The following is a 25,123-nucleotide window of genomic DNA, read 5'->3' as shown; positions in this document are numbered from 1 at the left end:
GCACGCTTAAAAAGGAAGCTTCATTCCTCCGGGCAAATTAAGCCCTCCGCTAATTTCTGACATTTTTTCTTGGGAAAGCTTTTCGCCTTTGGTTTTAGCATCATTGACAGCGGCCACAATTAAATCTTCTAAAATTTCTTTTTCATCTTCTTTGAGCAAATCATTCTCAATACTCAAAGACTTCAAAACACCCTTGGCGGTTGCGGTCGCTTTAACCAACCCTCCTCCAGAAACGCCTTCAACAATCTCTTTTTCAAGCTCTTTTTGAAGAGATTCCAGTTTTTCCTGCATCTCTTGAGCTTGCTTCATCATGTTACCAAAGCCTTTCATCATGGATCTATCCTTTCACTTATTTTCGTTAGTCGTGCCTCTGGAAATGCCGCTTTAATTTTCACAAAGGTATCACTTTTTTGATAATCTTTAAGCCTTTTTTTTTGCGCCTGTTCTTTGCTTTCTTGCAAACTAAGCGCTTTATCATCAGCGGCCCATTCAACAACCCACGGCGCGCAAAACCATGCTGTCATTTTTTTCTGCAAATCACGCTCAAACCCCTGTGGAACTGACTGAACTTTCTTAAGTTTCAAAAAAAGGTTTTTACCCTCAATAAAAGCCACAGAACATTCCAGATGCGTGGCTAGTATAACTTCATTGTTTTCATGAGCATACTGCACCAATTGCTCCATAGTAATTTCGCTCACGCGATTTTCTTTAGAAGCCTCCCCTGAGTTCAGTGTCTGAGACACGTCTCTAGGATATTTTTCAGCAGCTCTAGATTTATTTTCTTGTAAATTATTGCTCTCAGAAACGGTTACCGGATGGTCAAATGACTTTTTTTTTTGATCAGAATCAAGCCCTTGGGTTGCAATATCAATCAAATCTGGAAGATGACTGACATAGCAAAAGCGAATCAGGATCATTTCCATAGCATCCGCCTCATTAGGGCTCAATCGAATTTCCTCAATGCCTTTTAAAATCAATTGCCATGCGCGGGTTAACGAAGGGATGGATAGTTTTTCGAGCAATTTTTTTTCAGTCTCTAGCAAGCCCCCTTCAGCCTGCATCGCCTTGGCCGTTGAGAGTCTATGGATACAATGCAGCATTCGATTAGTAAGCATTAAAATCGATATGCCTTCGTTATAAAGTTTATGAAAAATATCAAGGGACCCTTGAATATCTCCGGCAAACGCCCCCGTCATCAAATCAATAACATCTTGCTGCCTTGCATATCCCAGCATTTTCTCCACGTCTGAACGCATGATATCGCCTTCAGCGATATTGAATACCTGATCAAGAATGGATAAACCATCTCGAACAGACCCTTCAGCTGCTTCAGCTATAAGGCGCAATCCCTCGGCCTCAGCAACGCGACCTTCAGCTTCAACAATTTGGCCCAAATACTCTTGGAGTCGCCTAACGGAAACCCGCTTTAAGTCAAACCGCTGAGACCGGGATAGAATTGTGACAGGAACCTTATCAATTTCCGTTGTTGCCAAGAAAAACTTGGCGTAGGCGGGCGGCTCTTCAAGTGTTTTTAAGAGCGCATTAAAAGCACTCTTAGAAAGCATGTGCACTTCATCAATGATGTATATCTTGTAGCGGCCATGAACAGGCTTATAAGAAACATTCTCGATAAGTTGACGGACATCATCAACTCCCGTTTGACTGGCGGCATCCACTTCAAGAACGTCTAGAGATTTTTCCTGAATAATATCTAAGCATGGCCGGCATACCCCACATGGAGAACCGGTTGGCCCTGACGTACCATCTTTACCAAGACAGTTTAACCCTCGGGCAAGCAATCTGGCTGTTGATGTTTTACCAACACCACGCACCCCCGTAAAAACATATGCAGGTGCCAAGCGATCGTTTTGAATGCTATTTGTTAAAGCTTTAACAAGGACCTCTTGCCCAATAATGTCATCCAGTTTTTGGGGACGATACTTTAGAGCGCTCGGGCGAAAAGATGTATACGTGTCAGTCATGAGTCAATCATAGCTTAAGCGAGAAGCACGATACAACCCAAATACATTTGCGACGGCTGCTTCCTCTCGGACCTGACCGGATTAACAAACTTTTTGTCTGCATGTGCTCCCCAATTATGTTGTATCCAATTCACCTATCTTATGAAAGCATTAAAAAAGTTAGAAAGTAATAAAAGATTTTAAGATCAGCTTTATTGCAACAGCAATCAGCAGAACACCAAGGATTTTTTTAAGGCAGTAAGACGGAACACGTTCCATAAAGTAACTTGCCCCAAAGGCCGCAGGCAAAGATCCCAGCAACAGATAAAAAAGAAGCGTGAGATCTGTCTTTCCCAAAAAAAGCAACCCCATGCCAGCCAAAAAAGGAAACCGGAATAGCATGAATAACTTCTGTTGCAATCAATGTTTGGATCGTCATCTTCCTGGCATATAGCCAACGCAAAACCAGCGCACCAAAAGATCCAGCTCCAACCGAGGTCAAACTTGTCGCCAACCCAATCAAACTTCCAAAGAAAATTGTAAGATTGTTCCTTTTAAAGTCAGTCATATCTTTGCGAGTCTGAATCCCTTCAGTCCACTTTGAAAAAAACCACGATACACCTGAAACTAAAATCATCACTCCCATTAAAAGCTGCAACCACGTTAACCGCGTGAATCCTTGATTAAAAAAATAAAAGACCAATACCATTACTGTGGCGGGCAAACTTCCAATCCAGAGTTTTTGAGCCACCGCCCAATCAACTCTTTCTTTAAAAACATGCGTTCCACCTGTAAGTAATTTTGTAATCGTTGCGAACAAAAGGTCTGTTGCTACAACCGTTTGAATATCTAAACCAAATACTAACAGAAGCAGTGGCGCCATCACCGCGCCACCTCCTATACCCGTTAGTCCAACAAGCGCACCAACAACAACACCAATGATCGGCGCATAAAAATAATCCATGCACTTATCCTTTAAAAAAATACTTAAACAACTAAAATTGTGAGGATGCGTGATTGGTGCGTCAAGCTATTATATGCTTTATCTAATGGCTCTCTAAAGAGCTCATACTATTGATCAAGAGTTAAGAAAAGCTGCCATAAGAACAAATCTTCAATGCGATGATAAGCTGAAAGGGGAACGGTTTGGCTTTCTTTCAATGAGCAAACGCCAAATCGCCATGGTTTTAAATTCTCACGAATTTGTCGTAAAAAATTAACCCCATAAGAAGCGCCAAAGAGCGTCAATATTTCTTGAGAAACAAATTCCCCACATGTGTTCTGATAGCCATTGCTAAAATCAGGGCTATCAACAACAATGGATGCTCTTGCAAAATATCCAAAATATTGGTCAATATTGTAGAAATTCATGCCAATCACAGCCCCCTTTATCGCTGAGTCATGAAGAGATTGAACAGCTTCATAGGTCAGCTCTCTTTTTTTATCACCAAACAAAGTTGCTGCATCAACAAGGATTTGAATAGCGCGTAGGTTTTGCCTCACTTCCCTGTCATGGATGTCTCTTGCATGATGAAAACTCACGAGAACACGCGTCCGCGAAAACCCTCCTCTATCAAATGAAAAAATAAACCTATTTAAAAGAGGCGCTGTCTCTATGGTTGATTTAATATCATGCCCGGTGATTTTCTTCATTTTTTCCATAAGAGCTAGAGAAAACTGATCCGTCAGAGCACGGTCAGAACTATGAAATCCAAAGGGTATATGTTTTAAAGTAAAAAAATCAGCCGGCAAATTACCATGACATTGTGGACAGATACGGACCTGGGTTGGCGTCGCACACATGTCACAGCCTACCTCTTCACCCTTGCGAATACCAAATGACAGTTTTTTTTGTTCACGACTCTCGTGTTTAAAGACGCGTCCTCTTTTTTCAGCCGGACCATCAAAGAAAGTATCAAAAACCTCATCTATTTCTGGTTGGCAAATTTGGGGCAAGGCTGAACATCTAAACAGGACCTCGCTTGCCGTGAAAGACGTTAAACAATAAGGACAAACTGCTGAATCTTTGTTTTTTAGCTTCATGAAACCGGATCCACTGATAGATTAATTACTCGAATATTATCATAAAAAGAACGGTCATGTACGGAAATTGAAATATAAGGTGTCAGGGGCAGATCATCTTTCCATTGAAGCTCAAGCAATGTTTCACCCGGTTCACAAGTGACCGCATTCATTTCGGCCAAAACCTTTTGATTTTTATCAAGCATGTGAATGGGATGACTGTCATTAATCACCACTGAAAACGGGGGGAGTGTTATCTGCCCAGTAGCAAAAATCTGCAGAAATAAGGAGTTCTTTTTTGAAGGGCCTTTCCTGAAAAATGCATATTTTATTTCAGGTCTTTTGATAGGAGCCGTAAACGGATAGGGGTCATCTATTTCAACAACTCTGCCACAAATCACAGAGCCGGGAAACACAGAAAAATAATGCTTGTCATTCAATGCGGGGAAAAAGAGGCGAGCAAATTTCTTGACCTCTTCCGTCTTTTTAATGACCTGATAGTGGATGGGATTCTGAATATCATCTGGAAAATCAGGAAAACGGTCTGACCTGGCACAAAAGATAAGGTGTGAACACATCAATCTATTTTCTTCTAAGACATTCTCAAGCGGCCATGGATAGACAATCTCTAGGAAATCCCGATGATTAAATACTCTTTCCTGTCCTGTATGATGAATGTTTTTGTTAAAACCATACTCCTTTTGAAAAGCTTGCCTGACCTTTCCTTCAATGCCTTCCTGGTATGCTTGTAGCACAAAATTCTCATCCCAATTTTGAATCAGCGTCTTGTTTTCTCCTTCTAATGCGGCTGCTCGCACCCGCGCCCATTTATTGCTGGCCATGGAGGCATGAGAGAGGTGTTGCTGAAAAAGATGAAAACACGCCTCATCGCATAACTCTGGCTGCCAAAGCCTTCTTAATTCTTCAACCTGACCCGCTTGCTTAGCTTTCCTGAGTTGCTTGAGCAACGCCCGCTTTTGGTAACATTTTTTGATGTGATAGCTTAAATCAAAATCATCAACGATATGATTTTTAATGAAGTTTGTTTCTTTAAGAGTCGGATAAAGTTCCCACAGAGTTAGTATTTCTTCATGTGATTGTTTTTTCTGTATTTTTTGATGAAGTTTTTCTAAGACTTTGATTTGAATTTCCAAGTTATTGAGATGTTCCAGCTGCTCTTGAACCTGAACAAATCCCTCAATATAAGGTTTGCTTTTCAACCAAATTGCATACAAAACCCGCCCATCCTCCTTGAGGGCAGCTGATAGTTTTTGCCAGGCTTTAACGCGCTCTTTTGCAAGGTTCATTCGCAAAAGAAACGGCTCATCGATTTTTTCCGATTGATATTTTTTTGCAAAAGTTTTGATGCGCTGATAAAGCTGATCTTCCTCTTCAACATAGGCCTTTCTCAGAGCAAACCTCTCATCACACCGCTTGAGCAGTCGACTTAATGTAGCCAGCTCTTCTTCTTCATCAACAAGGCTATTTAGAAATTGCTGCAGAGACTTGCCATCAACCTTAAAATCATTTTGATTGGCATAAGCATGCCATTCAGGATTTTCTCTCCAGAGTGTCAAAATTTTTGAAGGGGAGACATCTGGGCTCTGACATAACTTTACAAATGATTTGATATTCTCTAGTCCCCTCATCAAGGATGTCATTTGTTTTTGATACCCTTGTAAATCAGTAAGGTCTCTGAGCTCGGGTGCTTCTTGCCACAGCTTGAGCATCAGTTGATGATCTTTTTTTTGAGCAGCCTCTATGAAGGCGTGATAATTGCTCAGTTCTGACTTTGAAGTCTGAACAGGGAATGACTCATACCCAAATGCCTCAAACCGATGACACCACGTACAATCTTTATGATTTTTGTGAAAATAATGGTTTGAATTTTTTGAGCAGAGTACCAAAGCTTCTACAGCACGGGTAAGATGTTGGCACCATTGACGCGCCGAAAGACGCTTAGCTGCCTCTCGATGGCCCGCTGTAAATGTCTGTTGAAAACCTAATTGCAAGGTTGAATCTAAGTGGTCTAAGGGAATAGCCAAGGGCGAGGCCTGTATTAAACTTTGGGGACCATAAGGCCACACCCCCCCTGCAATTGCTTCATCTCGACCAAGCGGTTCAATGCCCTGCTTCCATTGCCCTGAAAAGGGATGATCGCCGGTTAAAAGCATATAGATAATAACCGCTAGCCCAAAATTATCATGTTCAGGTCTGCGGTTCAGACGTTTCATGTCTTTACCAATTAATTCAGGCGGGGTAAATCCATCCGATGCAACAAGGCTTCTAAATGTCCGTGAAGCGCTTTTCACCTGAAAAGAATCAGTATCAATAACTGAAACGAGAGCTTGGTTGTTGATTAAAAAATTATCTGTTTTGATGTCGCCAATCACATACCCTTTGCTGTGAAGCGCATCAACAATAGAAGCAACATTGAGCGCTGCAATATGAAGATAGTACCAATTGAAACCAGGTGCTTTTTGATTCCTGAGCTTTGCATTATATACATTGTTAAGCGTCATTCCCCCTGAAACACGCTGCATTAAATATCCCCGAAATTTGCCATTTCGATCAAAAATAAGTTCTTGGGGCCACGGAATGGAAACATGCCCATGCTTTTCCATGGGGTCAGAAGGTGGAAGTTGCAGCATGGTCTGTAATTTTTCCAGGCGTGTCACGTCTGGTTGATGGAAAATTTTGGCAACCACATTGATGCGATCCGTTTGCCAGACCTCCCCCTCACCGCCAGCTGCAAGCTTTTTATCTAAAAGAACCGGTTGACGAACTCGGGTGTATAGCGTCTCAGTCATTATGATACAGTCCTAAAATAAGAGAAACATCATCCTTTACTTTGGCACGAAGAGGCGCAGATCTCAAGAAACTCTCGATTTCAAGCTCAGCTTCATGTTTCCCTGGCTTTCTTGATAGAAAGTCAATAAACGCCTGAAAAAAGGGCCGATACGGCAGATGTGTTTTGACACTGATACCTACCTACGCCAATCCATCGCTTGATAAAGCAAAGAAGTCGATGCTGTTTCGTGGAAATGTTACAATTTGTGGGTGCTCAACTTTGCTGACAAAGTCTGTTTCATTGGCATATTCACGATCGATACTGGCACTAACCAACTTTAATTCAGCGTCTTCCCGGACAACACAAAAACCATCCCCGACCTGTAAGATGCACATATTGCTTTCAGCAACCAAGATCATAGACAACGTGGAATCCCCTTGCATAGGATCGATGATATAACTTGATTCTCTTAACCCACGATATAGATCCAAAAGTATATCTTTTAAATCTCGCCCTTGTATCATATCCAAAGGCATCTCTTGAAAAGATTGAGCCATATAATTGCTGATGCTTTCAGCAAAGCGCGCACTGCCCTCAATAGAACCGGCACCATCCGCGATGAGCGCTAGATGTATTGCCCCGCGCTGAACATGCCGAACAACATCACCACACTCTTCAGCCAACTTTTCATGCATGACACCAGCTGATACGCCTGTAACAATTTGCCAAGGCATATAAACCTCCCTGTTTTTTTTCTTTAAGCGTGCAAGCCTATTGTACGGCCCATGTCGTAACAGATGGTAAAGAAGCCATTTCCCCCGCTGATTTGTGCTTTGAAACACGCCTCACGGATGCTGACATCCAATGAAATAACTCTTCAAATTTCAAATCTTGCAATCTTAACGGTGGTCTGTTTTGAGGCGCAATCTCTTCGAGTGTTTCCAGGTCTGCGCCTTCAACCGCAATGGTGAAGAAATAGCATTTATTAGCACGCTCCATTTCTTCAATCCGTTTTGATGCTTCTTGCCATTTATCATCCGTTGGGGCCCCATCAGTGATCAGAAAAACCCACGGACGGTAATATTGAACGCCATGATCACGATAGATTTTCTTCCGAAACTCTAGCATATCCAACCCCATGTTAATGGCTTCTCCCAAAGGTGTTTTTCCTTGGGTTGTTAATTGGGGCGGCGTGAACCGGTCAATGGTTGAAAAGTCATGGATGATTTTAACGTCAGCACCAAAAGTCAAAACACCCACTTCAACACGTAAGGACGCCATTTCATCTTCTTCAATATCATACTTAAAAGATGCCAGCCCGGCATTGAGGGCTTGAATAGGTGCACCCTCCATAGAGGCAGAGACATCTAACAACAGAACGACTGGACATCGTATTTCTGGGTTTTCAACAAATTCGGGGTACTTTAATTTCATTATTTATCTTTGCCAGTAACGGTGAGAAAATTCAACGTCAATCATTTTGAATTACTAGAGGCAACAGAGTCTAATGACTTTTTTTCTCAGATTTTTTAAAATTTTGAACAATTTCTTTTTCAGAAAACTCTTCTTTGAGAGTATAGCGCTCTGAGAGCCAGCGATTCAAATCGATGTTTTTACAATGGCTTGAACAAAAGGGCCGACTTTCCATCACGGTTGGCTTTTTACATATTGGGCATTTTTGCGTCATTTTTCAGCAACTCTTATTAACATAATTCTAGCAAATCCCACAAAGGATATCCAGTTCGACTACGGGTGAGTTCAACCAACCCCGCACGCGACATACCTAGAACATGTATGTCTTTCATCCCCTGGTCACGTTGAATTTTATTCAACAAGTGTGAGGTTTCCATGCGGTTCATCTCAACAAAATCAATCAGAATCAGCCCAGATAGGTTCAGCAACTGAATGTGCTGACGAATAAATAGCCACGCTTCATGATTGACTTTTTTAATGGAGGATCGACTGGCAGTGTCTCCAGAGCTGATGTTCACATCAAAACACCACGCTATCCGCGAGCGGTCCAGCGACACAGATCCTTTTGATTCCTTCAAAACCCACTCTGTTTGTCTTAAGCTATCAAACAGATCGCCAAATCCCTCTGCATCAAGCACGCTTTCATCAAGGGTATATCTTATGTTTTGAAGCCCTAAATCCTGAAGTTTCACAGCCAGACCTGGATCGTTTACCTTCACCTCGTCTGCACGCTGACCCATCTTTGAAACCGCTGAGAGCCAATTTAGGGGACTTTCAGGCGCGCTGTTTCCATGAACAAACTTTCCCTTATAGCCTTTATGATGTTCGAACAAGGATTGGTCATGGGTGATGCATATCCAAACCTCTTGCCCCTCTGTTATTTTTGAGTCAGCACTCTGGATCAGCGTGTCTTTTGAAAGGCAATCTGAGGTCACAAAAAAGCTTTTACCATCTGGTCCCCTTTTTGAAACGCGGCCTTTAACCTCAGCCCCCGCCCATGAAAAAGGGATCTCAGGGCCAAAAATCAAAACATTTGTGGGGTCATTTCCCAAAACCTCAACCGCTAAAAAACCTTTGCCACATGTGTCGATCAGCAGTCTTTTCATGACGGTTTAAGACTATTCTCCGGAAAAACACCGGCGCTGCCGAGCATGTTTTTGGCTTCATAGACAGGCAACCCTTGAATACTTGATACCGATCCGTCAATGCGCTTTACCAAAGATTGAAACGCATAATCAAACTTATAACCGGAGCACCCTTTCCAAACATTTGAAGCCACATAGGATTGAATCTCTTGGTTTGTCAGACGCTTCATTTGCACCAATGTTTCAACCAATTTAATAGTTATCTTTTGGGGGTGGTGCGGATCATAAACTCCGACCGCCGTCATGCTGTAATGGCGCCTGCCGGAAATACGCTGCATGAAAGAGGCCTGCTCTTGCGCAGTTTGAGCTTTTTGCAATATTCTACGGCCAACAGCCACAATGGTGTCCGCCCCCAAAATAACCTGATTAGGGCGCTGCTTCACAGCCGAAGAAAGTTTATTTTGACAAATCCGTTTGATGTAAGCCCGTGGCACCTCTTTTTTTAATTCAGATTCATCAATATTTTGAGGGAAAATCTCAGAGATACGATACCCAAGTTGTTCCAGAATTTGGGCGCGAGAAGGGGATCCAGAGGCAAGAACAAAAGATTGAAAGTCGGACATCAGATAAAAATTTGGTTACTTGTGTCGGAAAGAAATCCGACCTTTGGTCAAATCATAAGGCGTCATTTCGACAGTCACCTTATCTCCCAACAGGACCCGAATCCGATTCTTCCGCATCCGTCCCGATGCATAAGCAACAACCTCGTGACCATTTTCTAACATCACCCGGTAGTTTGCTTTAGGCAAAAGTTCTGTGACTTCGCCTTCTAATTCAATTAAGTCTTCTTTTGACATTCCAGCCTATTTTTTCTGAATCATATGAATCTTTGCCTAAATATTCAAGTAAATGCTCATCTTCTTATTTAAAATCTCAAAACTAAGAACATTTCAAAACTTCTTCTTGCCAATCTTGCTTGTTGTAGATTATATTTTGAATAAACATGGGGGCCATTCAATGAACAAGTTTTTTTCTGCGCTATCAATATTCTTTCTTACAACTCTTTTTTCCGCTGAAGCCGGCATAAGCAATAGTATCTATCTTTCCAAAGCAACCCTTACCCCACGTGCTTGTAAGCAAGATCTTGACCTTGTGTTATCTGTTCTTCAGAGCATTGCCACGGATTCAAAACCCTCTAATACAACTCAGTATGCGCCTTGCTTGAAGGCCTTCTATGACTTTGTTGAAGCGCCAACCAAAGGGTCGCAGGCTCGGGAGCGGATTCATGAAGCTCTTAATAAGCTTGATAAAAAAGCACCCAACACCAAAAATATTATTTTAAATCTTGCCTATCATTACGGTGTAGAAAGAGTAAAATCTGCTTGGGGCCATTTACCTGTTCTTGATGATAGAACATCAGGAATTGATCCCTCTTTCTCAAATGTAAACTATTGCACGACTGTGCGCGCTGACCGTCAATTCATCAAAGGCTTGTTTGCTTCCGAAGGCTATCTGAAAAAAGATGAGGAGTTAAGACTTGCAGCAAAGAATTGGCTCCAAAATGGCATCAAAAGTAGAAGCAGTGACTTTGTGAGTGACCTAGAAAAGGGACACCCAAGTGTTAAAATGATCAAAAACAAAAATTCTAATAAAGTGACTTGCAAGGCAAAATAATTCCTTTTGATTTTTAGGTAACAATACCCTCAGCTGGCCTTTGGCCAGCTTTTTTTTGGAATGGAACTAATGCAGAATTTTTTCGTAAACAGCTAGTGTTTTTTGTTGCATCAGACTTAAAGGGAATTTTTTCTCAACATGCTTTTGGGCAGAGAGTCCCATATCGATTAACTTTTGCTGATCCAAGGATAAAATACTGTCAATGACTTCTCGAAGATCTTTAATAGATTGAGAAGGTATCAACCATCCTGTCTTTCCTGGAACAACAATCTCTGCGCCGCCACCAATGTTTGTTGTCACAATAGGCCGTGCCATGGCTCCCGCTTCAGCAATTGTCCTTCCAAAGGATTCAGGCTTTGTGGAAGGACACACCACAACATCAGCAGCAGCATAGGCTTCTTGAATCGTAGCCGAAGCAGGGACAATCTTAACCTTGTCGGCTAATTTAAGCTCAGCAATCAAGTGTTGGATATGAGCCAGATATCTCTCCTTACCAGTCCAAGATCCCATCAGAATTAATTTCCACTTTTGATCGAGCGGGGCCATGGCTCTGATCAAATCTTCATGGCCCTTAATGGCCGTAAAACGACCTGGAAGCAAAAACACACGGTCATGGGGCTTCACCTGCCACTGTTCCCGAATCGATTGAATCTGCCCCTTACTGACATGCGCCGGGTTAAATTGATTCAAATCAACACCTCTATAAATCAGGTCAATTTTAGACGGGGGCACATGGTATATTTGTTGGATGTGCTGGGCAATATACTGAGACGGCGCAATTACTTTGTCCCCCCATGTCATCACCTTATTATAGTGATATTTAAAAGAATTTTGACAGCCATAAGCCCCATGAAACGTAGAGACAAGTGGCACCTTGCTCCACTTAGCTGCATAAAAACAAGCCCAAGCAGGCGCGCGGCTTCTAACATGGACAAGGTCAATCTTATGTTTTTTAATGATCTTATAGAGTTGCCAAGCTGAGTAGAAAATCAAGGCATGTGATTTTAAAGTTGGCACGGTTAGATGAAGTGTTCCAGCATCTTCAAGCTGAGGAGCCAGCTTGCCGCCAGTAGACGCAACATAAGATCGCCAGCCTTTTTCAACAATGGCCTGGGCTATCTCACACGTACCACGCTCAACACCCCCGGTATTCAGCGCCGGCAATACTTGTAAGATACCTGGATTCTTAAGACGTGCCACCTGGTACACCTTGCGTAGTGGAGTATTCAAAGTGGAATACTTCGCCTGGATACACCAGCGAACGAATCTGATGCACGGCTTGTGCTGCTTCCGCAAATCCAGTCAAAATTAATTTTTGTTTGTGCGGATATGTTGCCACGTCTCCAATGGCAAAAACGCCTTTGAGGTTTGTTTCACACGTTTTAAAATCAACTTCAATATGCTTTTTTTGAAGGGCCATACCCCAATCAGATAGTGGGCCCAAATCCATGGACAATCCAAAAAAAGCAAGCAAATGATCGGCCTCAAGTGTCCGGTGATGATCATCTAAATTTGTTAATTCAACGGCCTCAAGCTTACCATTTGTTCCTTTCAAGGCCGCGAGTTGATAAGGCGTGACCAACTCAAGCTCTTCTGAAGCGGCCGCAGCTTTGAGCTGCATCACACTTTCAGGGGCAGCTCTAAACTTATCCCGTCGATGAACCATGTAAATTTTCCGCGCAATACCCTTCAAGTTCAGCGCCCAATCAACTGCAGAATCACCGCCCCCCGCGATCACAATTGTTTGATCCTTGAAATCTTCCATTCGCCGCACATAGTAATGCACATGCTTTTCTTCAAATTCTGCCAAATTTTCCAGTGGCGGTTTATTTGGTCCAAAAGCTCCGACACCCGCAGCAATAATAATGGCTTTGGTGTCAATCTCATGCCCTTTAGAGGTTTTGATTATCCATCCTTCATCTGTTTTGCTGATGTGCGTTGCTTGTTGTCCCAAATGAAAAGTCGGGTTAAAAGGAGCTGCCTGCTCTTCTAACTTATCAATCAATTCCCCTGCCAAAATACTTGGGTGCGCTGGAATATCATAAATGGGCTTTTCTGGATAAAGAGCGCGGCACTGCCCACCAACAGTATCAAGAGCATCGATCACGTGACATTTAAGCTTATTCATCCCACATTCAAAGATCGCAAATAATCCCACAGGTCCTGCACCAATAATGACAACATCCGTCTGATATGACATCTTAAATTCCTTTGTTTTAGTCTATGCTTTGGTTCATAATAGTCATTAGAGATGAATTGGCAAGCAAGACCTAAAATATTTACCCGAACCACGCGTAGCCCCGACAAAACTCAGCGGCTTGGCGCGTTGGTGTCTACATGCCTTAAACCTGGGGATTGTCTGGCATTTTCGGGCGTTCTTGGGGCGGGCAAAACCACTTTTATTAGAGGCCTCATTCAAAATCTGATCGGCACATCTTACACAGTTAGCAGTCCAACATTTAATATCGTAAGCGTCTATGATCAGGGCCCTTTTCCCCTTTGGCATGCAGATTTGTACCGATTAGAAAATAAAAACGAATGGCAAGAGCTTGGCCTCAATGAAACACAAGAAGGTGTTTCATTGATCGAGTGGCCCGAAAAAGCAGCCGACTTTATTCCTCGGTCCACTTTGTGGATTCAGTTTGAACCTCATTCGGATTTATTAGCTCTAACCTTTAGTGGCTCTGAAGAGTGGGCAAAACGCCTTTATCCTCTCAATGCTGATTGACCATGGCTTATTTTACCATTCCTCCCTCACACTCTATCCTTGATGTTATTGCCGATCGCCTTATTGAAGAGACATCCAGTGATCCCCTGGCAATCACTCACTATCATATATATTTATCAACGCGTCGGTCGAAGCACCGCTTAACGGAGATCATTAACCAAAAGAAACCAAACTCTTTTTTGCCTAAAATTATCTCTCTCACCAACCTAGACAGCGAGGCGATTGCTTTTATATCCCTCAATCTGATGAAGGAAATTACGCAACTCCCCAAAGTTTTATCCTCCGCTCGAAGACGGGCTCTTTTATTTTCTTTGGTTTCTAAATTTAATGAGCAAAATAATAAGTCTTACAACATCAATCAATTGGTAAGCTCATTGGAAACGTTGATTGATGATTTATTAAACGAACATATCCCCTTAGAAAAACTCTCAGATCTGGACCCCGGCTTCAACACAGATCATCACGTGAATTCTATTTCATTTTTAAAACTCTTCAGTCAAATTTGGCCTGCCATTCTTAAAGAAGAAAACGTCATATCACCACAAGAATATCGCCGTATTCTCATTACGTTGCAAAAAAAAGCTTGGGCAGAAAAGCCACCTGAGCATCCGATATGGCTTGTGGGCGCCAGTGGCTCGCTACCAGAAGTGAGGACCCTGATGAAAGCGATCGGCTCACTGGCAACAGGATCTGTCTTTCTACCCGGCTATGACCCCAAAATCAAAAATAATATCCCTGCTCACCACCCTTTTGCCAGTCAAAACCTTTTTATTGAAGAAAGTCGGCTTGATACTCAGATAATTAAGGCCGTGCCCACATTATACGCCCCGTGTGATACTGCCCTCTACAAATGCCTTCAAAGGGATTCAGATTCAGACCCTGAAAAAAGCGACTCCTCTCTTTTTGAAAAGTTAAACATACTTGAAGCGGATCGTATTGATGAAGAGGCTGCTGCCATTGCTCTATACATTCGACACTTTTTAGAAGAGACACATAAAACAATTTTAATAGTCACGCAAAACAGATCGCTTGCCGCCAATATCAAGCACCATTTAAAAGTATTTGATATCTATGTTGATGCTTCGGCAAATATCTCCATTGATCAAACGGCTACAGGAGGAAGCTTCATTAAAAGCTCTCTTTTTACTCTGGTGTCTCCCATATGCTCATGGATAGATTTTGTTGCGTTGCTAAAACATCCCTTGTGTCAAATCCAAGGCGATAGAATGGGCTACTTAAAAGCCCTGCGCTGGTTTGAAAAACATATTCTTCGTGGAGCGCGCCTGCCCGTCCTATGGATAGACGTGAAGTCTTTTGTCCTGAATCGTCTTGAGCAATACACGCATGAAGAAGCCATAACGTGTTCTAATTTTTTTACGCATTTCTTTGCCCTCATTGACAACTTTCAAAGCACATGCCGAAAAAATTCCTTACAAAATTGCTTTCAAAGCCACGGCGATATCCTATCGTACCTTATTGGGGGCGATACCAAAAATGAAGAGCAGCTCAATGTCGTTTTAGATGAGCTCGCCAACGCTCTTGAATCGCTTCCAAGCGTTGGGAGCGTTCCCTATTCACAAATCCTGACATCTGTGCTGTGCACCCTAATGAGCCCACCAGCAGTCTCTTCTATCCGACCACAAGTGCAAATTTTGGGCATACTTGAATCACGGCTTTTACGGTCAGATTTAGCAATCATGGCCGGTATGAATAGTGATACTTGGCCTGTTCAGCAACAAGATGATCCATGGCTGAATCGTTCCATGCGGGAACAAATTGGTCTACCTTTGCCAGAGCAAAATCTTGGATTTGCGGCCCTTGATATGATGAATATTTTAGGCTGCAAAAAAATACTACTCACCCGTTCTAATTCACACAATGGCAAGCCGACGCAACCAAACATATTTTGGCATCTTCTGAAGTTAAAAGCCGCAAAACAAGGAAATAAGATACAATCAGCAAACAAATACATATCATGGGTACGTCAACGCCGTTACCCCCCCACCCAGGCTGCTCACAGACCGCCGTTTGTTCACGTTGACCCACAGCATCTACCACCAAAAATATCAATTTCAGATAGTTCTCTTCTTCTGAATGCGCCTTATCTCTTTTACCTGCACAAGATTGCCTTACTCAGACCCCTCCCCCCTTTATCTGTCAAAACGGATGCTGTTAATTTTGGCATCATGATGCATGATATTCTAAATAAACTCGCTGCGTCCTCTCATCTGTATTGCTCTCAAGAGAAAAGCTATCAACTGATGCATCAAATGCTTAAAAAGTACATGAAGGGCGCGATTGCCCCCGCTTTTTGGCAGCGTCGTGCTGAGAATATCATTTGTTATTTCCTTGACCACATCAAAACATCTAAGAATATCGAAGCAATTGTCACTGAAATTTCAGGCTCTCTTTTTATAGAGCATCAAGGTAAAATACTTGAGATTATCGGCAGAACAGATCGGATTGATATTTACAAAGACTCAATAGAGATTATTGATTACAAAACAGGGCAAGTGCCAGCCCAAACAGCTGTCGCAAATCATCTCGCACCCCAGCTAAGCTTAGAGGCTGCTCTCTACTATCAAGGCAGTTATCAAAAACTTAAACCAAATGTTGACGTCCAGCAAATCAGTTACTGGAAGTTATCGGGAAAAGAAAACCCTGTTGAAATCATTCCCATCAACGCTCATGCAAAAGATCTGGCGAATTCAGTTATTGAAAACTTAAAAGAGAAAATTGAAAAATACTATATCTTAGGCCACGCCTTTTCGCTGACAGCTGATCAAGATAATCCAGATTATTATACGCTCACCCGCTACCCCGCTTGGTCGCATGCGAGGATGCCATGAGCTCACATCAATCCAACCACACATCAGAATGGATTGAAGCGTCAGCCGGCAGTGGCAAAACCTATCAATTAATTCATCGTATTTTAGGACTCTTGTTAAAGGATATCTCCTTCAATGACATCCTATGTATTACTTTTACCAACGCAGCTGCAGGAGAAATGGAAAAGCGGCTACAAGAAAAGCTTGAACACTGGGCGCTCTCCTCTGACATGGAACTTGAACAGGACATGAACCAGATGGGGTTTGAAAATCCTTGTTCAACAATACTTGATAAGGCAAGAAATTTATATGAAGACTATCTCTGGTCTCAACAAAAAATCCGTTTTACAACGCTCCATGGCATGTGCCAATCGATGCTCCGCACCTTTGCCCTTGAATCTAATGTCTCTCCAGACTTCTCAGTACTGGAGGAAAGAGAACAAGCTCAACTTTGGCACGAGGCTTTTGAGCATGTCGCCCAAACATCGCAAACAATGGGTCTTCTAACAGACCTTGTCAATCAAACCTCTTTACCACAGCTGGGAGATCTTCTTCTTGATCTGCTAAAAAATCGTTATCAATGGATTAATCTTGAATCCCTCAGAGGGAAAACCCAAGAAAATTTAAGTCAGGTCGTCTCTCTCTGCATCCTTAAAGATGAATCTGACCCCTTTATGTGGCTCATCTCACAGCATCCTTTACAAAAAATTTCTCGTCTATGTGAGCACTGTGAAACTGGATCTGCCTCAGACCAGAGCTTGGCACAGAATCTTAGACGGCATTACACCCGCTTTTCATCTGATCCTAATCTTGAGTCCTATCAAGCTGTCATTGATTTATTTCTCACTAAAACAGGGCAGTTTCGCAAAAAAATGGTCAGCAAAAAAACCAGTGACACATTAGATCAGAACGGTTGTGATTTTAGCGTCTTCTTTAATGACTTATCCTCCGTTCATCAAAAGATATGCGCTCAAAACATATGTGAAAAAACCAATCTCCTCCTCTCATTATTTACTGAAATTTATATCCACTATGCGTCTTTGAAGAACAGCCATGGGCTATTAGATTTTGATGATTTGATTATCAAAACCAATCAACTGCTAGAAAGCGCAGAACAAGGCGCTTGGGTGCGCTATAAGCTGGATAACAGGTTGATGCACCTGTTGGTTGATGAAGCCCAAGACACAAGCGCCTTACAGTGGCAGCTTTTGATGAACCTATTGGAAGATTTTTTTACAAAAGATAATGATCCTGGGATGAAATCATTGTTTATCGTGGGTGATAAAAAGCAATCCATTTATAGTTTTCAAGGCGCTGATCTGAAACATTTGGATCATTATCAAACCATTGTTCAAGAGCGATTTTCTGCCCATGGGCATCTCATCAAAAAACGGATTCTGGACCACTCTTATCGGTCAACAAAACCTATTCTTCAGTTTGTTGATCATATTTTTAACGCGGATCAAAACCCTCATGGTCCCTTTTATAAACTGTCTCACAAAACTCAGCGCCATGGGCTTGGCGGACGGGTCTCTCTATGGCCACTCGAGCAAAATGATGACTCTATCAACCCCAATGATGCCAATCAGTCCGCCGAGAAGAAGGTGGCGGATAAAATAGCCACTGCCATCAGTGATTGGCTGAAGCAAGGATCGCGCCTTCTTTCAAAAGATCGGCCGATAGAGCCGAGAGATATCATGATTCTTCTGCAAAAGCGGGGGCGCTTTGGTCCTGAAATGGCGGCAGCATTAAAGCATCATCAAATTCCCTGTGCTGGGTTAGATCGTCTGACACTTCAAGATAATCTGGCTGTTCGTGATCTTCAGAGTCTTCTTAAATTTTTACTGTTACCAGATGATGATTTCTCACTGGCGGGCATTTTAAAAAGTCCCTTAGTCAATATTGATGAACAAGTTCTCTCTTCACTTGCGCTTTCAAGAAAAGATCGTTCCTTATGGCAAGAGCTCCAAAAGCAAGGCAAAAAAGAAGAGTCGCTCAGAGAGATCGTTTGCTGGTTGCATCATTTGCTCAATAAAGTTGACTATGTGACACCCTATTCACTGGTCTCGATGATTCTAATCGAACAAGGGGGGCTGGATAAATGGATTGATGATTTAGGATCTTCTACAGCAGATCCTCTTCTTGAATACTTGTCAATGTGTGAGCTTTATGAGCAAAAAAATGGGCCGTCATTAGAGAAGTGGGTTCACTGGTTCGAAACCAATGAGATAGAAATCAAACGGGCTTTGAGTGATCCAAAGCAAAATTATGTTCGTTTAATGACAGTTCATGGTGCAAAAGGATTGCAAGCGCCGATTGTGTTTCTTCCGGATACAACCGAAAACAAAAATAGTCGTGGTCCGATCTATTGGCAAGATGGCGGCATGCTATGGGCCTCTTCATCTTTGGAAAAAGAAATATCCCCCATTCCAACCATCAAAAAACAGAAACAGCACCTGATCGATGAAGAGTCAAAACGATTACTTTACGTTGCCCTAACCCGTGCTGAAGAGCAGCTTTTCATTGCTGGCTGGGCTCCAAGTCGTGGGTCTATGACAGAATATTCCTGGTATCACCAATGTCAAAAAGCCCTCAAAGAACTCGTGAGAGATAATGCAGATTTAGAGAAGCCCTTCATTTTTGAAGATATTCCAAAGCATTTCACCTCTGCTTTACCGTTGAATAACTCCAACCATGATACAACGAATCCTCTCCCCAGGTGGCTTTCGGAGCCTTTAGCCTCTGAGGAAAAATCAATTGAGATCATTCGCCCCTCTAATCCTGAGCAAGAATCCCAAACTCACCACAATGAAGAAGCATTGTTTTATGGATCTTTGATGCATAAAATCTTGGAACATTTACCAAGCCAAAGCCACTGGAACGCTTTCTTAGAGAGAGCTAAAATTTACATCAAAGCCAGTGATAATGATCTGCTCAGTGCCTCGAAAAAAGAAAAAATGGAACAAGAGCTCAAGAATTTACTAACATCAGACGTTTCTTATCTTTTCCAAAAAGGAGCGCTTTATCAAGAACCCTCTTTCTGGTCCGAGGTCAATGGCAAACTCATCAAAGGTCAAATTGATCTCATTCTCCGTAACTCTGAAAGAAAAGAAATATGGATCATCGACTACAAGACAGGAAAATTCAACGAAAAGGCCCTGGAAAAATACCAAAAACAACTCATGATTTACGGACATTTTATCCAATCACAATACCCGGAAGACCACGTGCATATCGGGGTTTTATGGATTGAATCGCGCAAGCTAAGCACGCTCAAACTTCATTCATGATCAAAAAGCTTTACAATCATATATGGCAAAGTAATATTAATTGTTGATGTATTAAAGGATTAAACATGAATGCCCGCACGGATGAACCCTATATTCCAGCCTCTCAAAAATTACCGGAACTAACCGTCAAGTCTATTATCTTAGGCGTTATTCTCGCTGCTCTTCTAGCAGGATCTAATGCTTATTTAGCTTTAAAAATAGGGCAAACAATCACGGCATGCATCCCAGCAGCTATCATGTCTATGGCTGTCTTAGGGATGTTCAAGCGTTCAAACATTCTTGAAAACAATATGGTTCAAACAATTGCTTCAGCCGGAGAGGTGATTGCTGCCAGTGCTATTTTCACCCTTCCCGCTCTACTCGTCATTGGGCATTGGGAATCTTTCCCGATCTTAGAAACGGCCATGATTACAATCGTTGGAGGTTTTATTGGTATTTTCTTTTCCATTCCCCTCCGCCGCGCTCTCATCATCGAAGAGCGCCTTGCCTTTCCCGAAGGAGTTGCCACTGCTGAGGTTTTAAAAGCAGGGGATCAAAAAGGAGGGAGTGCAAAAAGTATTGTTGTAGGGGGCTTGCTAGCTGCTCTGATGCAGCTTTGCCAAGGGGCTTTTCAATTTGCCAGCAGCTCTCTTGCTTTTTGGAAAAAGATTGGTGGCAGTATTGTAGGTGTCAATATTGGTTTCTCACCGGTTCTAGTCGGGGCTGGATATATCGTCGGCCATAAGATTGGTATTACCTTGCTGATTGGTGGCATTATCATGAATTGGATTCTCATACCCATTTTCACATCTTTAAATGGCATCCCAGAAGCTGATAGCCTGGTTAAAAGCGCCGCCATGATGAAGTCAAACCTTAGATATGTTGGCGTTGGCACCATGATCATTGGCGGAATTTCTGCTTTCATTTCCGTTCTCAAGCCGATTCGTGTTGCAATTGGTCACTCTTTTAAAACATTTGGATCGAATAAATCTGGCAAAAAACTCTTAAGAACTGAGCAAGATATTCCCTTCAGCTATGTGCTGATTGGATTATTGGTTTTATTCATCCCAGTATACCTCATTTTGAATCATGTTTTTCATTCTTTTAACCTGCCACTATCATCTACAACTTTCTTTATACTCGTCCTTGTGTCACTCATCAGTACGTATGTTGTTGGCTTTCTGGTTGCCTCTATTTCAGGCTACATGTCAGGATTGGTCGGCACATCCTCAAACCCACTCTCCGGGAGTTTGATTGCTTCAATCGTTTTAGTTGCCTTTGTGATTATGTCCGTTATCGGCAACGAGATTAACTACATCGAAAATACCGTTGCTGCTACTGGTGTTGCAGCGGGCCTTATCATGATTACAGCTATGGTAGCGGCCATGGGTGTTATCAGTTGCGATAATTTACAAGATTTAAAATCGGGCCATATCCTGGGGTCTACTCCGTGGAAACAAGAAGTGGCATTATTTTTAGGCGTTATTGTCAGTGCTATTGTCATTGCACCCATCATGCAAATTCTCTTTGAAGCCTACGGTATCGCCGGCATGTATCCCCGCGCCGGTATGAATCCAGATCAAAACTTGGCAGCACCTCAGTCTGTGTTATTAGCAACCATTGCTCAGGGGATGCTTGGTCAATCTTTGCCTTTCAATCTGATTATGGTTGGCGTAGGAATTGGGGTGATAGCCATCCTTGTTGATCAATATCTCAAAAAAACAGGGAATGGTCGCTTCCCTGCTCTTGGGGTTGCGCTTGGTTTATATCTTCCGTTCGAAATCGTAACAGCGTTATTTCTTGGCGGACTGTTGAAATACATTGTGATGAAAACGCAAAAGCACGAAAGCGGCAATAACAAAGGTTTGCTTTTCGCTTCAGGTTTGATTGCTGGTGAAGCAATTACGGGCATCGTTCTTGCTGTGCCGTTTGCCGCTTCTCAACGCACTGATATATTCCAATTCACACCTTCATGGCTCACGCCTTATAGCACTTTCATTGGCTTTGTTTTATTTGCTTTCATTGCCTTTATGCTGGTGAAGACTAGTCAAGGAAGCTCAAAAAAGAAAGCGTAGTAAGATCGTCAATCTATAAGATCTCTATCTTATTCATTAGCGCGTTGACCAGCGCTTGATCATCTAGTTTTGTTGACCTATTTTTAGTTTTGCGGCAAAAAAGAGTGAACATTTAGTTAATTCTTTGAACTTTATAAACGCTCTTCCCTTTTTTCAAGAACACAAACGCTGGTCTCTTTGGCTGTCCAGCATCATGGTGTTATCCATTACAAGTTACAAAACCTACCCAATCAGTGTCATGGTAGTCTCTCTTTTGCTGGCATTCGCTGCTTTGGTTTTACGCCGCCATTTTTGGATATTCCAAGTTCTAAAAGTCTTAATTCTTGGCATCTCATTGGGCATCATTTCAATATCCTTCTCCCAATATTACAATCCGACAGACGCACTAGATAAAAAAAAATTTGTGCCAAAACTTGAAGGGAGAATCGTTGAAGTAACGCCAGCTCCATATGGATATCGTCTCAAAATTGCGGTGCACCACACGGTAAAAAAAAGCCTAAAAAAGAATCTTACTCATGTGAAATTGACCCATCGTATAAAAGGGGAACGTCAACCTTGCGTCGGGGATATAATCAGCGTCAATGCCGTTCTAACCCCTTTTTCAGAGGCCCTTATTTCAGGGGGATTTGACTTTAGAGAGAACAATCGCGCTCAAGGCATCGGTGCCTCAGGATTCACGGTCGCTCCTATCATACTTTTACAGCCAGACACCAAAACGTACACAGAGTTTTGGCAAAGAATTCGTCAAAAAATTACAAACATAATCATCAATATCCCTTCAAAAAATCCGCAAGTAAATGCCATTGCTGCCTCCCTCATCACAGGTCAAAAATCACTAATAAGTAATGACGTCCGAAGTGATTTTGCTGCCAGTGGACTGGCACATATTCTGGCTATTTCAGGTCTTCATATGAACCTCATGGCACTCATTGCTTTTTTCTGTGTTAAGTTTTCTCTATGTCGCTTTCCCGGCATATTAGAACGCATTCATCTTCCTAAGATTGCGGCAAGCATGACTCTTATCCTGTTATTTTTTTATTGGAATATTTCTGGTCAATCCATGTCTTCAACCCGCGCCTTTTTTATGGCTTCTTTTGTCTTGGTAGGCATTCTTATGGACCGAGAAGGATTAAGCCTTCATTTCATAAATTTAGCGGCCATCCTCATTTTACTCATGTATCCTGAAGCCTATAAGCTACCCAGCTTTCAAATGTCATTCTTTGTTGTTTTGGGTCTTATTTCACTCTATGAAGCCTGCCCCCAAATTTTTGTAACCAATGAGGGTGGATGGCTGCGACAAGTTATTGCCTCTATCCGCAATCTCATTACGACTTCTTTGATTGCCTCAATTATTATTCTTCCGTTCAGCATTATGCATTTCCACACGCTCTCGGTTCAGGGCATTCTTGCAAACATCATCCGTTATCCCTCTGTTGGGAACATTGATACTTCCTGGGCTTGTATTGGGGCTCTTGGTTGCTAGTCTCACAGGTTATTCTTTTGTTTTGACTTTAACGTTTCACCTGATTGATTACGTCACATACCTAGCACAGCTTATTGCCAGTTGGCCCGGCGCGAAACTTCATGTTGCGCACCCTCCCCTCTGGTCATTCTTACTCTGTATTATCGGATTACTCTGGTTTTGTGTGTGGCGCTATCAATGGCGTTTTTTAGGCCTGGTTCCTTTCTTGATTGGCCTCATCGGGTTATTTACGGCCACGCCACCCTCCTGTTATTCTTTTAGGAATCCTAAGTTTTATATGTGTCATAATCACAAAACCGTATTCACAAACACACCCAGAGTCAAAGATTTTGAAGCTGTCTACCTGTGTCATGCCCTGGGCTTCTCTGAGAAGAAAATTCAGAGAACAAAGTTGATACAATCTGATCTCATGAAATCCCTTTAACCGAAAGTGGCAATATGATAAGTTTCAACATTATTAATATTTCAAAAAAGGTTACCGATGACAAAGCAAGCATCACCAGAAAAAGCCAAAGCTCTCGATATTGCTCTTAAACAAATTGAGCGTGCTTTTGGTAAGGGCTCCATCATGAAGCTCGGCGAAGGTCAACAAGTTGAAGCAGAGGTTGTTTCAACAGGTTCTATTGGACTTGATCTTGCACTTGGTATTGGCGGTCTTCCTGTTGGCCGTATCATCGAAATTTATGGCCCCGAAAGTTCTGGTAAAACGACACTTGCCTTACATGTTGTTGCAGAATCTCAGAAAAAGGGAGGCACTTGTGCTTTTGTTGATGCTGAGCATGCCTTAGACCCCATTTATGCGCGTAAACTTGGCGTAAATACCGATGACTTAATTATCTCTCAACCCGATGCAGGTGAGCAAGCTCTTGAAATTACAGATACCTTGGTTCGCTCTGGCGCTGTTGATGTATTGGTTATTGACAGTGTCGCGGCTCTTGTTCCCCGCGCAGAATTGGAAGGGGACATGGGAGACTCCCACATGGGACTTCAAGCACGGTTGATGAGTCAAGCCTTAAGAAAATTAACGTCCTCAATTTCCAGATCCAAATGCATGGTGATATTTATCAATCAAATTCGTCAAAAAATCGGCATCATGTTTGGGAACCCCGAAACAACAACGGGTGGAAATGCTTTGAAGTTTTATGCATCTATTCGTCTCGATATTCGTCGCATTGGAGCTATTAAAGACAAAGACGAAGTAGTTGGTAACCAAACCCGCATCAAAGTTGTTAAAAACAAGCTCTCGCCGCCATTTAAAGTGGTTGATTTTGATATCATGTATGGTGAAGGTGTGTCCAAAGTCGGGGAGCTGCTAGATCTTGGAGTCAAGGCAGACTTGGTTGAAAAAGCCGGATCTTGGTATTCCTACAATGGCCAACAAATTGGTCAGGGGCGGGAAGCGGCGAAACGTTTCTTAAAAGAAAATAAGACTGTGGCTGGTGAAATTGAACAAAAGCTTCGCCAGAATGCCGGCTTAATCGATATGATGGAAGGCACAGTAGAAAACGTTGAAACTGAAGAAACCATCACCTCTAGCTAAACAACAATCCCACGGGCTTAAATCCGTGGGATATTAGCGTCAATAGAAGTCGCACAGACTCCACATAGTCTTCCAGGGAATCCTCCTCTGAAGGATGCTGCCCCAGATTTTGTTGCCGTTCACTATACAAAGCAAGACGTACCGCTCTCTTTTTTTGAAATGAGATGGTCAAAACAACGAGGTTTTCCCTCAGA

General features: G+C 42.4%; 21 protein-coding genes and 1 other RNA gene. 8 read left to right on the top strand and 14 right to left on the bottom strand.

What is annotated here, in order from left to right; all coding sequences use genetic code 11:
• Positions 1-6 precede the first annotated feature (6 nt).
• From C0582_00750 to C0582_00695, 12 genes are all read right to left on the bottom strand, one after another.
• Positions 7-330, bottom strand: coding sequence for a YbaB/EbfC family nucleoid-associated protein (locus tag C0582_00750; GenBank protein PLX30456.1), 324 nt, complete (start codon positions 328-330; stop codon positions 7-9).
• Positions 330-1,982 (bottom strand): DNA polymerase III, subunit gamma and tau, encoded by a 1,653-nt coding sequence (gene dnaX, locus C0582_00745; protein ID PLX30435.1) that lies wholly within the window; start codon positions 1,980-1,982, stop codon positions 330-332. Before dnaX ends, C0582_00750 begins: the two co-directional genes overlap by 1 nt.
• Before the next feature lie 16 nt (positions 1,983-1,998).
• Positions 1,999-2,095, bottom strand: an RNA gene (gene ffs, locus C0582_00740) — signal recognition particle sRNA small type.
• Positions 2,096-2,211: 116 nt separating this feature from the next.
• Positions 2,212-2,925, bottom strand: a complete 714-nt coding sequence (locus C0582_00735) for a hypothetical protein (GenBank protein PLX30434.1) — start codon at positions 2,923-2,925, stop codon at positions 2,212-2,214.
• Positions 2,926-3,032: 107 nt separating this feature from the next.
• The gene (locus tag C0582_00730; GenBank protein PLX30433.1) at positions 3,033-4,004 is read right to left on the bottom strand and encodes a hypothetical protein; all 972 of its coding nucleotides are present in this window, start codon (positions 4,002-4,004) and stop codon (positions 3,033-3,035) included.
• Complete coding sequence (locus tag C0582_00725; GenBank protein ID PLX30432.1) at positions 4,001-6,793, bottom strand: hypothetical protein; 2,793 nt, start codon at positions 6,791-6,793, stop codon at positions 4,001-4,003. The genes C0582_00730 and C0582_00725 overlap by 4 nt, the downstream gene beginning before the upstream one ends.
• A gap of 181 nt (positions 6,794-6,974) precedes the next feature.
• Complete coding sequence (locus C0582_00720; protein PLX30431.1) at positions 6,975-7,508, bottom strand: hypothetical protein; 534 nt, start codon at positions 7,506-7,508, stop codon at positions 6,975-6,977.
• Between the two features lie 37 nt (positions 7,509-7,545).
• A complete protein-coding gene (locus tag C0582_00715; GenBank protein ID PLX30430.1) occupies positions 7,546-8,208 on the bottom strand; it encodes a hypothetical protein in 663 nt (220 codons plus the stop codon).
• A gap of 70 nt (positions 8,209-8,278) precedes the next feature.
• The gene (locus C0582_00710) at positions 8,279-8,461 is read right to left on the bottom strand and encodes a DNA gyrase inhibitor YacG (protein ID PLX30429.1); all 183 of its coding nucleotides are present in this window, start codon (positions 8,459-8,461) and stop codon (positions 8,279-8,281) included.
• Positions 8,462-8,477: 16 nt separating this feature from the next.
• Positions 8,478-9,353: a hypothetical protein gene (locus tag C0582_00705; GenBank protein ID PLX30428.1), complete on the bottom strand. Its 876-nt coding sequence runs from the start codon at positions 9,351-9,353 to the stop codon at positions 8,478-8,480.
• Positions 9,350-9,955: a septum formation protein Maf gene (gene maf / locus C0582_00700; GenBank protein PLX30427.1), complete on the bottom strand. Its 606-nt coding sequence runs from the start codon at positions 9,953-9,955 to the stop codon at positions 9,350-9,352. The genes C0582_00705 and maf overlap by 4 nt, the downstream gene beginning before the upstream one ends.
• 15 nt (positions 9,956-9,970) lie before the next feature.
• Positions 9,971-10,189, bottom strand: a complete 219-nt coding sequence (locus C0582_00695; protein ID PLX30426.1) for a translation initiation factor IF-1 — start codon at positions 10,187-10,189, stop codon at positions 9,971-9,973.
• A gap of 52 nt (positions 10,190-10,241) precedes the next feature.
• Here C0582_00695 and C0582_00690 point away from each other — a divergent pair, with 52 nt between their 5' ends.
• Positions 10,242-11,006: a hypothetical protein gene (locus C0582_00690; GenBank protein ID PLX30425.1), complete on the top strand. Its 765-nt coding sequence runs from the start codon at positions 10,242-10,244 to the stop codon at positions 11,004-11,006.
• A gap of 66 nt (positions 11,007-11,072) precedes the next feature.
• Here the strand turns inward: C0582_00690 and C0582_00685 are convergent, their stop codons facing one another.
• Together C0582_00685 and C0582_00680 are read right to left on the bottom strand one after the other, a co-directional pair.
• Entirely contained in the window at positions 11,073-12,302 is a 1,230-nt protein-coding gene (locus C0582_00685) for a glycosyl transferase (protein PLX30424.1), read from the bottom strand.
• Positions 12,193-13,206: a ferredoxin--NADP(+) reductase gene (locus C0582_00680; GenBank protein ID PLX30423.1), complete on the bottom strand. Its 1,014-nt coding sequence runs from the start codon at positions 13,204-13,206 to the stop codon at positions 12,193-12,195. Before C0582_00680 ends, C0582_00685 begins: the two co-directional genes overlap by 110 nt.
• 51 nt (positions 13,207-13,257) lie before the next feature.
• Here C0582_00680 and C0582_00675 point away from each other — a divergent pair, with 51 nt between their 5' ends.
• From C0582_00675 to recA, 7 genes are all read left to right on the top strand, one after another.
• On the top strand, positions 13,258-13,734 hold the full coding sequence (locus C0582_00675; GenBank protein PLX30422.1) for a tRNA (adenosine(37)-N6)-threonylcarbamoyltransferase complex ATPase subunit type 1 TsaE: 477 nt from the start codon (positions 13,258-13,260) through the stop codon (positions 13,732-13,734).
• 2 nt (positions 13,735-13,736) lie between these two features.
• On the top strand, positions 13,737-16,583 hold the full coding sequence (locus C0582_00670) for a hypothetical protein (GenBank protein PLX30421.1): 2,847 nt from the start codon (positions 13,737-13,739) through the stop codon (positions 16,581-16,583).
• The gene (locus tag C0582_00665) at positions 16,580-19,852 is read left to right on the top strand and encodes a hypothetical protein (GenBank protein PLX30420.1); all 3,273 of its coding nucleotides are present in this window, start codon (positions 16,580-16,582) and stop codon (positions 19,850-19,852) included. The genes C0582_00670 and C0582_00665 overlap by 4 nt, the downstream gene beginning before the upstream one ends.
• Before the next feature lie 65 nt (positions 19,853-19,917).
• Positions 19,918-21,906 carry an oligopeptide transporter, OPT family gene (locus C0582_00660; protein PLX30419.1) on the top strand — a complete coding sequence of 663 codons (1,989 nt, stop codon included), beginning with the start codon at positions 19,918-19,920 and terminating at the stop codon, positions 21,904-21,906.
• A gap of 193 nt (positions 21,907-22,099) precedes the next feature.
• Complete coding sequence (locus C0582_00655; protein ID PLX30418.1) at positions 22,100-23,389, top strand: hypothetical protein; 1,290 nt, start codon at positions 22,100-22,102, stop codon at positions 23,387-23,389.
• Positions 23,379-23,813: a hypothetical protein gene (locus C0582_00650; GenBank protein ID PLX30417.1), complete on the top strand. Its 435-nt coding sequence runs from the start codon at positions 23,379-23,381 to the stop codon at positions 23,811-23,813. The genes C0582_00655 and C0582_00650 overlap by 11 nt, the downstream gene beginning before the upstream one ends.
• Positions 23,814-23,870: 57 nt before the next feature.
• Complete coding sequence (recA, locus tag C0582_00645; GenBank protein PLX30416.1) at positions 23,871-24,929, top strand: recombinase RecA; 1,059 nt, start codon at positions 23,871-23,873, stop codon at positions 24,927-24,929.
• The last annotated feature ends 194 nt before the right edge of the window (positions 24,930-25,123 follow it).

The organism is Alphaproteobacteria bacterium (genome assembly GCA_002869105.1).
In the GTDB taxonomy this organism is placed as follows: domain Bacteria; phylum Pseudomonadota; class Alphaproteobacteria; order UBA7879; family UBA7879; genus UBA7879.
Note: the sequence above shows the minus strand (reverse complement) of the source record. Positions and strands in the feature narration are given on the sequence as shown.

What these genes read in the sequence shown, in the direction of transcription:
- C0582_00750 (PLX30456.1), bottom strand. Translation starts at nt 330, where the DNA reads ATGAAAGGCTTTGGTAACATGATGAAGCAAGCTCAAGAGATGCAGGAA.
- dnaX (PLX30435.1), bottom strand. Translation starts at nt 1,982, where the DNA reads ATGACTGACACGTATACATCTTTTCGCCCGAGCGCTCTAAAGTATCGT.
- C0582_00735 (PLX30434.1), bottom strand. Translation starts at nt 2,925, where the DNA reads ATGGATTATTTTTATGCGCCGATCATTGGTGTTGTTGTTGGTGCGCTT.
- C0582_00730 (PLX30433.1), bottom strand. Translation starts at nt 4,004, where the DNA reads ATGAAGCTAAAAAACAAAGATTCAGCAGTTTGTCCTTATTGTTTAACG.
- C0582_00725 (PLX30432.1), bottom strand. Translation starts at nt 6,793, where the DNA reads ATGACTGAGACGCTATACACCCGAGTTCGTCAACCGGTTCTTTTAGAT.
- C0582_00720 (PLX30431.1), bottom strand. Translation starts at nt 7,508, where the DNA reads ATGCCTTGGCAAATTGTTACAGGCGTATCAGCTGGTGTCATGCATGAA.
- C0582_00715 (PLX30430.1), bottom strand. Translation starts at nt 8,208, where the DNA reads ATGAAATTAAAGTACCCCGAATTTGTTGAAAACCCAGAAATACGATGT.
- C0582_00710 (PLX30429.1), bottom strand. Translation starts at nt 8,461, where the DNA reads ATGACGCAAAAATGCCCAATATGTAAAAAGCCAACCGTGATGGAAAGT.
- C0582_00705 (PLX30428.1), bottom strand. Translation starts at nt 9,353, where the DNA reads ATGAAAAGACTGCTGATCGACACATGTGGCAAAGGTTTTTTAGCGGTT.
- maf (PLX30427.1), bottom strand. Translation starts at nt 9,955, where the DNA reads ATGTCCGACTTTCAATCTTTTGTTCTTGCCTCTGGATCCCCTTCTCGC.
- C0582_00695 (PLX30426.1), bottom strand. Translation starts at nt 10,189, where the DNA reads ATGTCAAAAGAAGACTTAATTGAATTAGAAGGCGAAGTCACAGAACTT.
- C0582_00690 (PLX30425.1), top strand. Translation starts at nt 10,242, where the DNA reads ATGCTCATCTTCTTATTTAAAATCTCAAAACTAAGAACATTTCAAAAC.
- C0582_00680 (PLX30423.1), bottom strand. Translation starts at nt 13,206, where the DNA reads ATGTCATATCAGACGGATGTTGTCATTATTGGTGCAGGACCTGTGGGA.
- C0582_00675 (PLX30422.1), top strand. Translation starts at nt 13,258, where the DNA reads ATGAATTGGCAAGCAAGACCTAAAATATTTACCCGAACCACGCGTAGC.
- C0582_00670 (PLX30421.1), top strand. Translation starts at nt 13,737, where the DNA reads ATGGCTTATTTTACCATTCCTCCCTCACACTCTATCCTTGATGTTATT.
- C0582_00665 (PLX30420.1), top strand. Translation starts at nt 16,580, where the DNA reads ATGAGCTCACATCAATCCAACCACACATCAGAATGGATTGAAGCGTCA.
- C0582_00660 (PLX30419.1), top strand. Translation starts at nt 19,918, where the DNA reads ATGAATGCCCGCACGGATGAACCCTATATTCCAGCCTCTCAAAAATTA.
- C0582_00655 (PLX30418.1), top strand. Translation starts at nt 22,100, where the DNA reads ATGGTGTTATCCATTACAAGTTACAAAACCTACCCAATCAGTGTCATG.
- recA (PLX30416.1), top strand. Translation starts at nt 23,871, where the DNA reads ATGACAAAGCAAGCATCACCAGAAAAAGCCAAAGCTCTCGATATTGCT.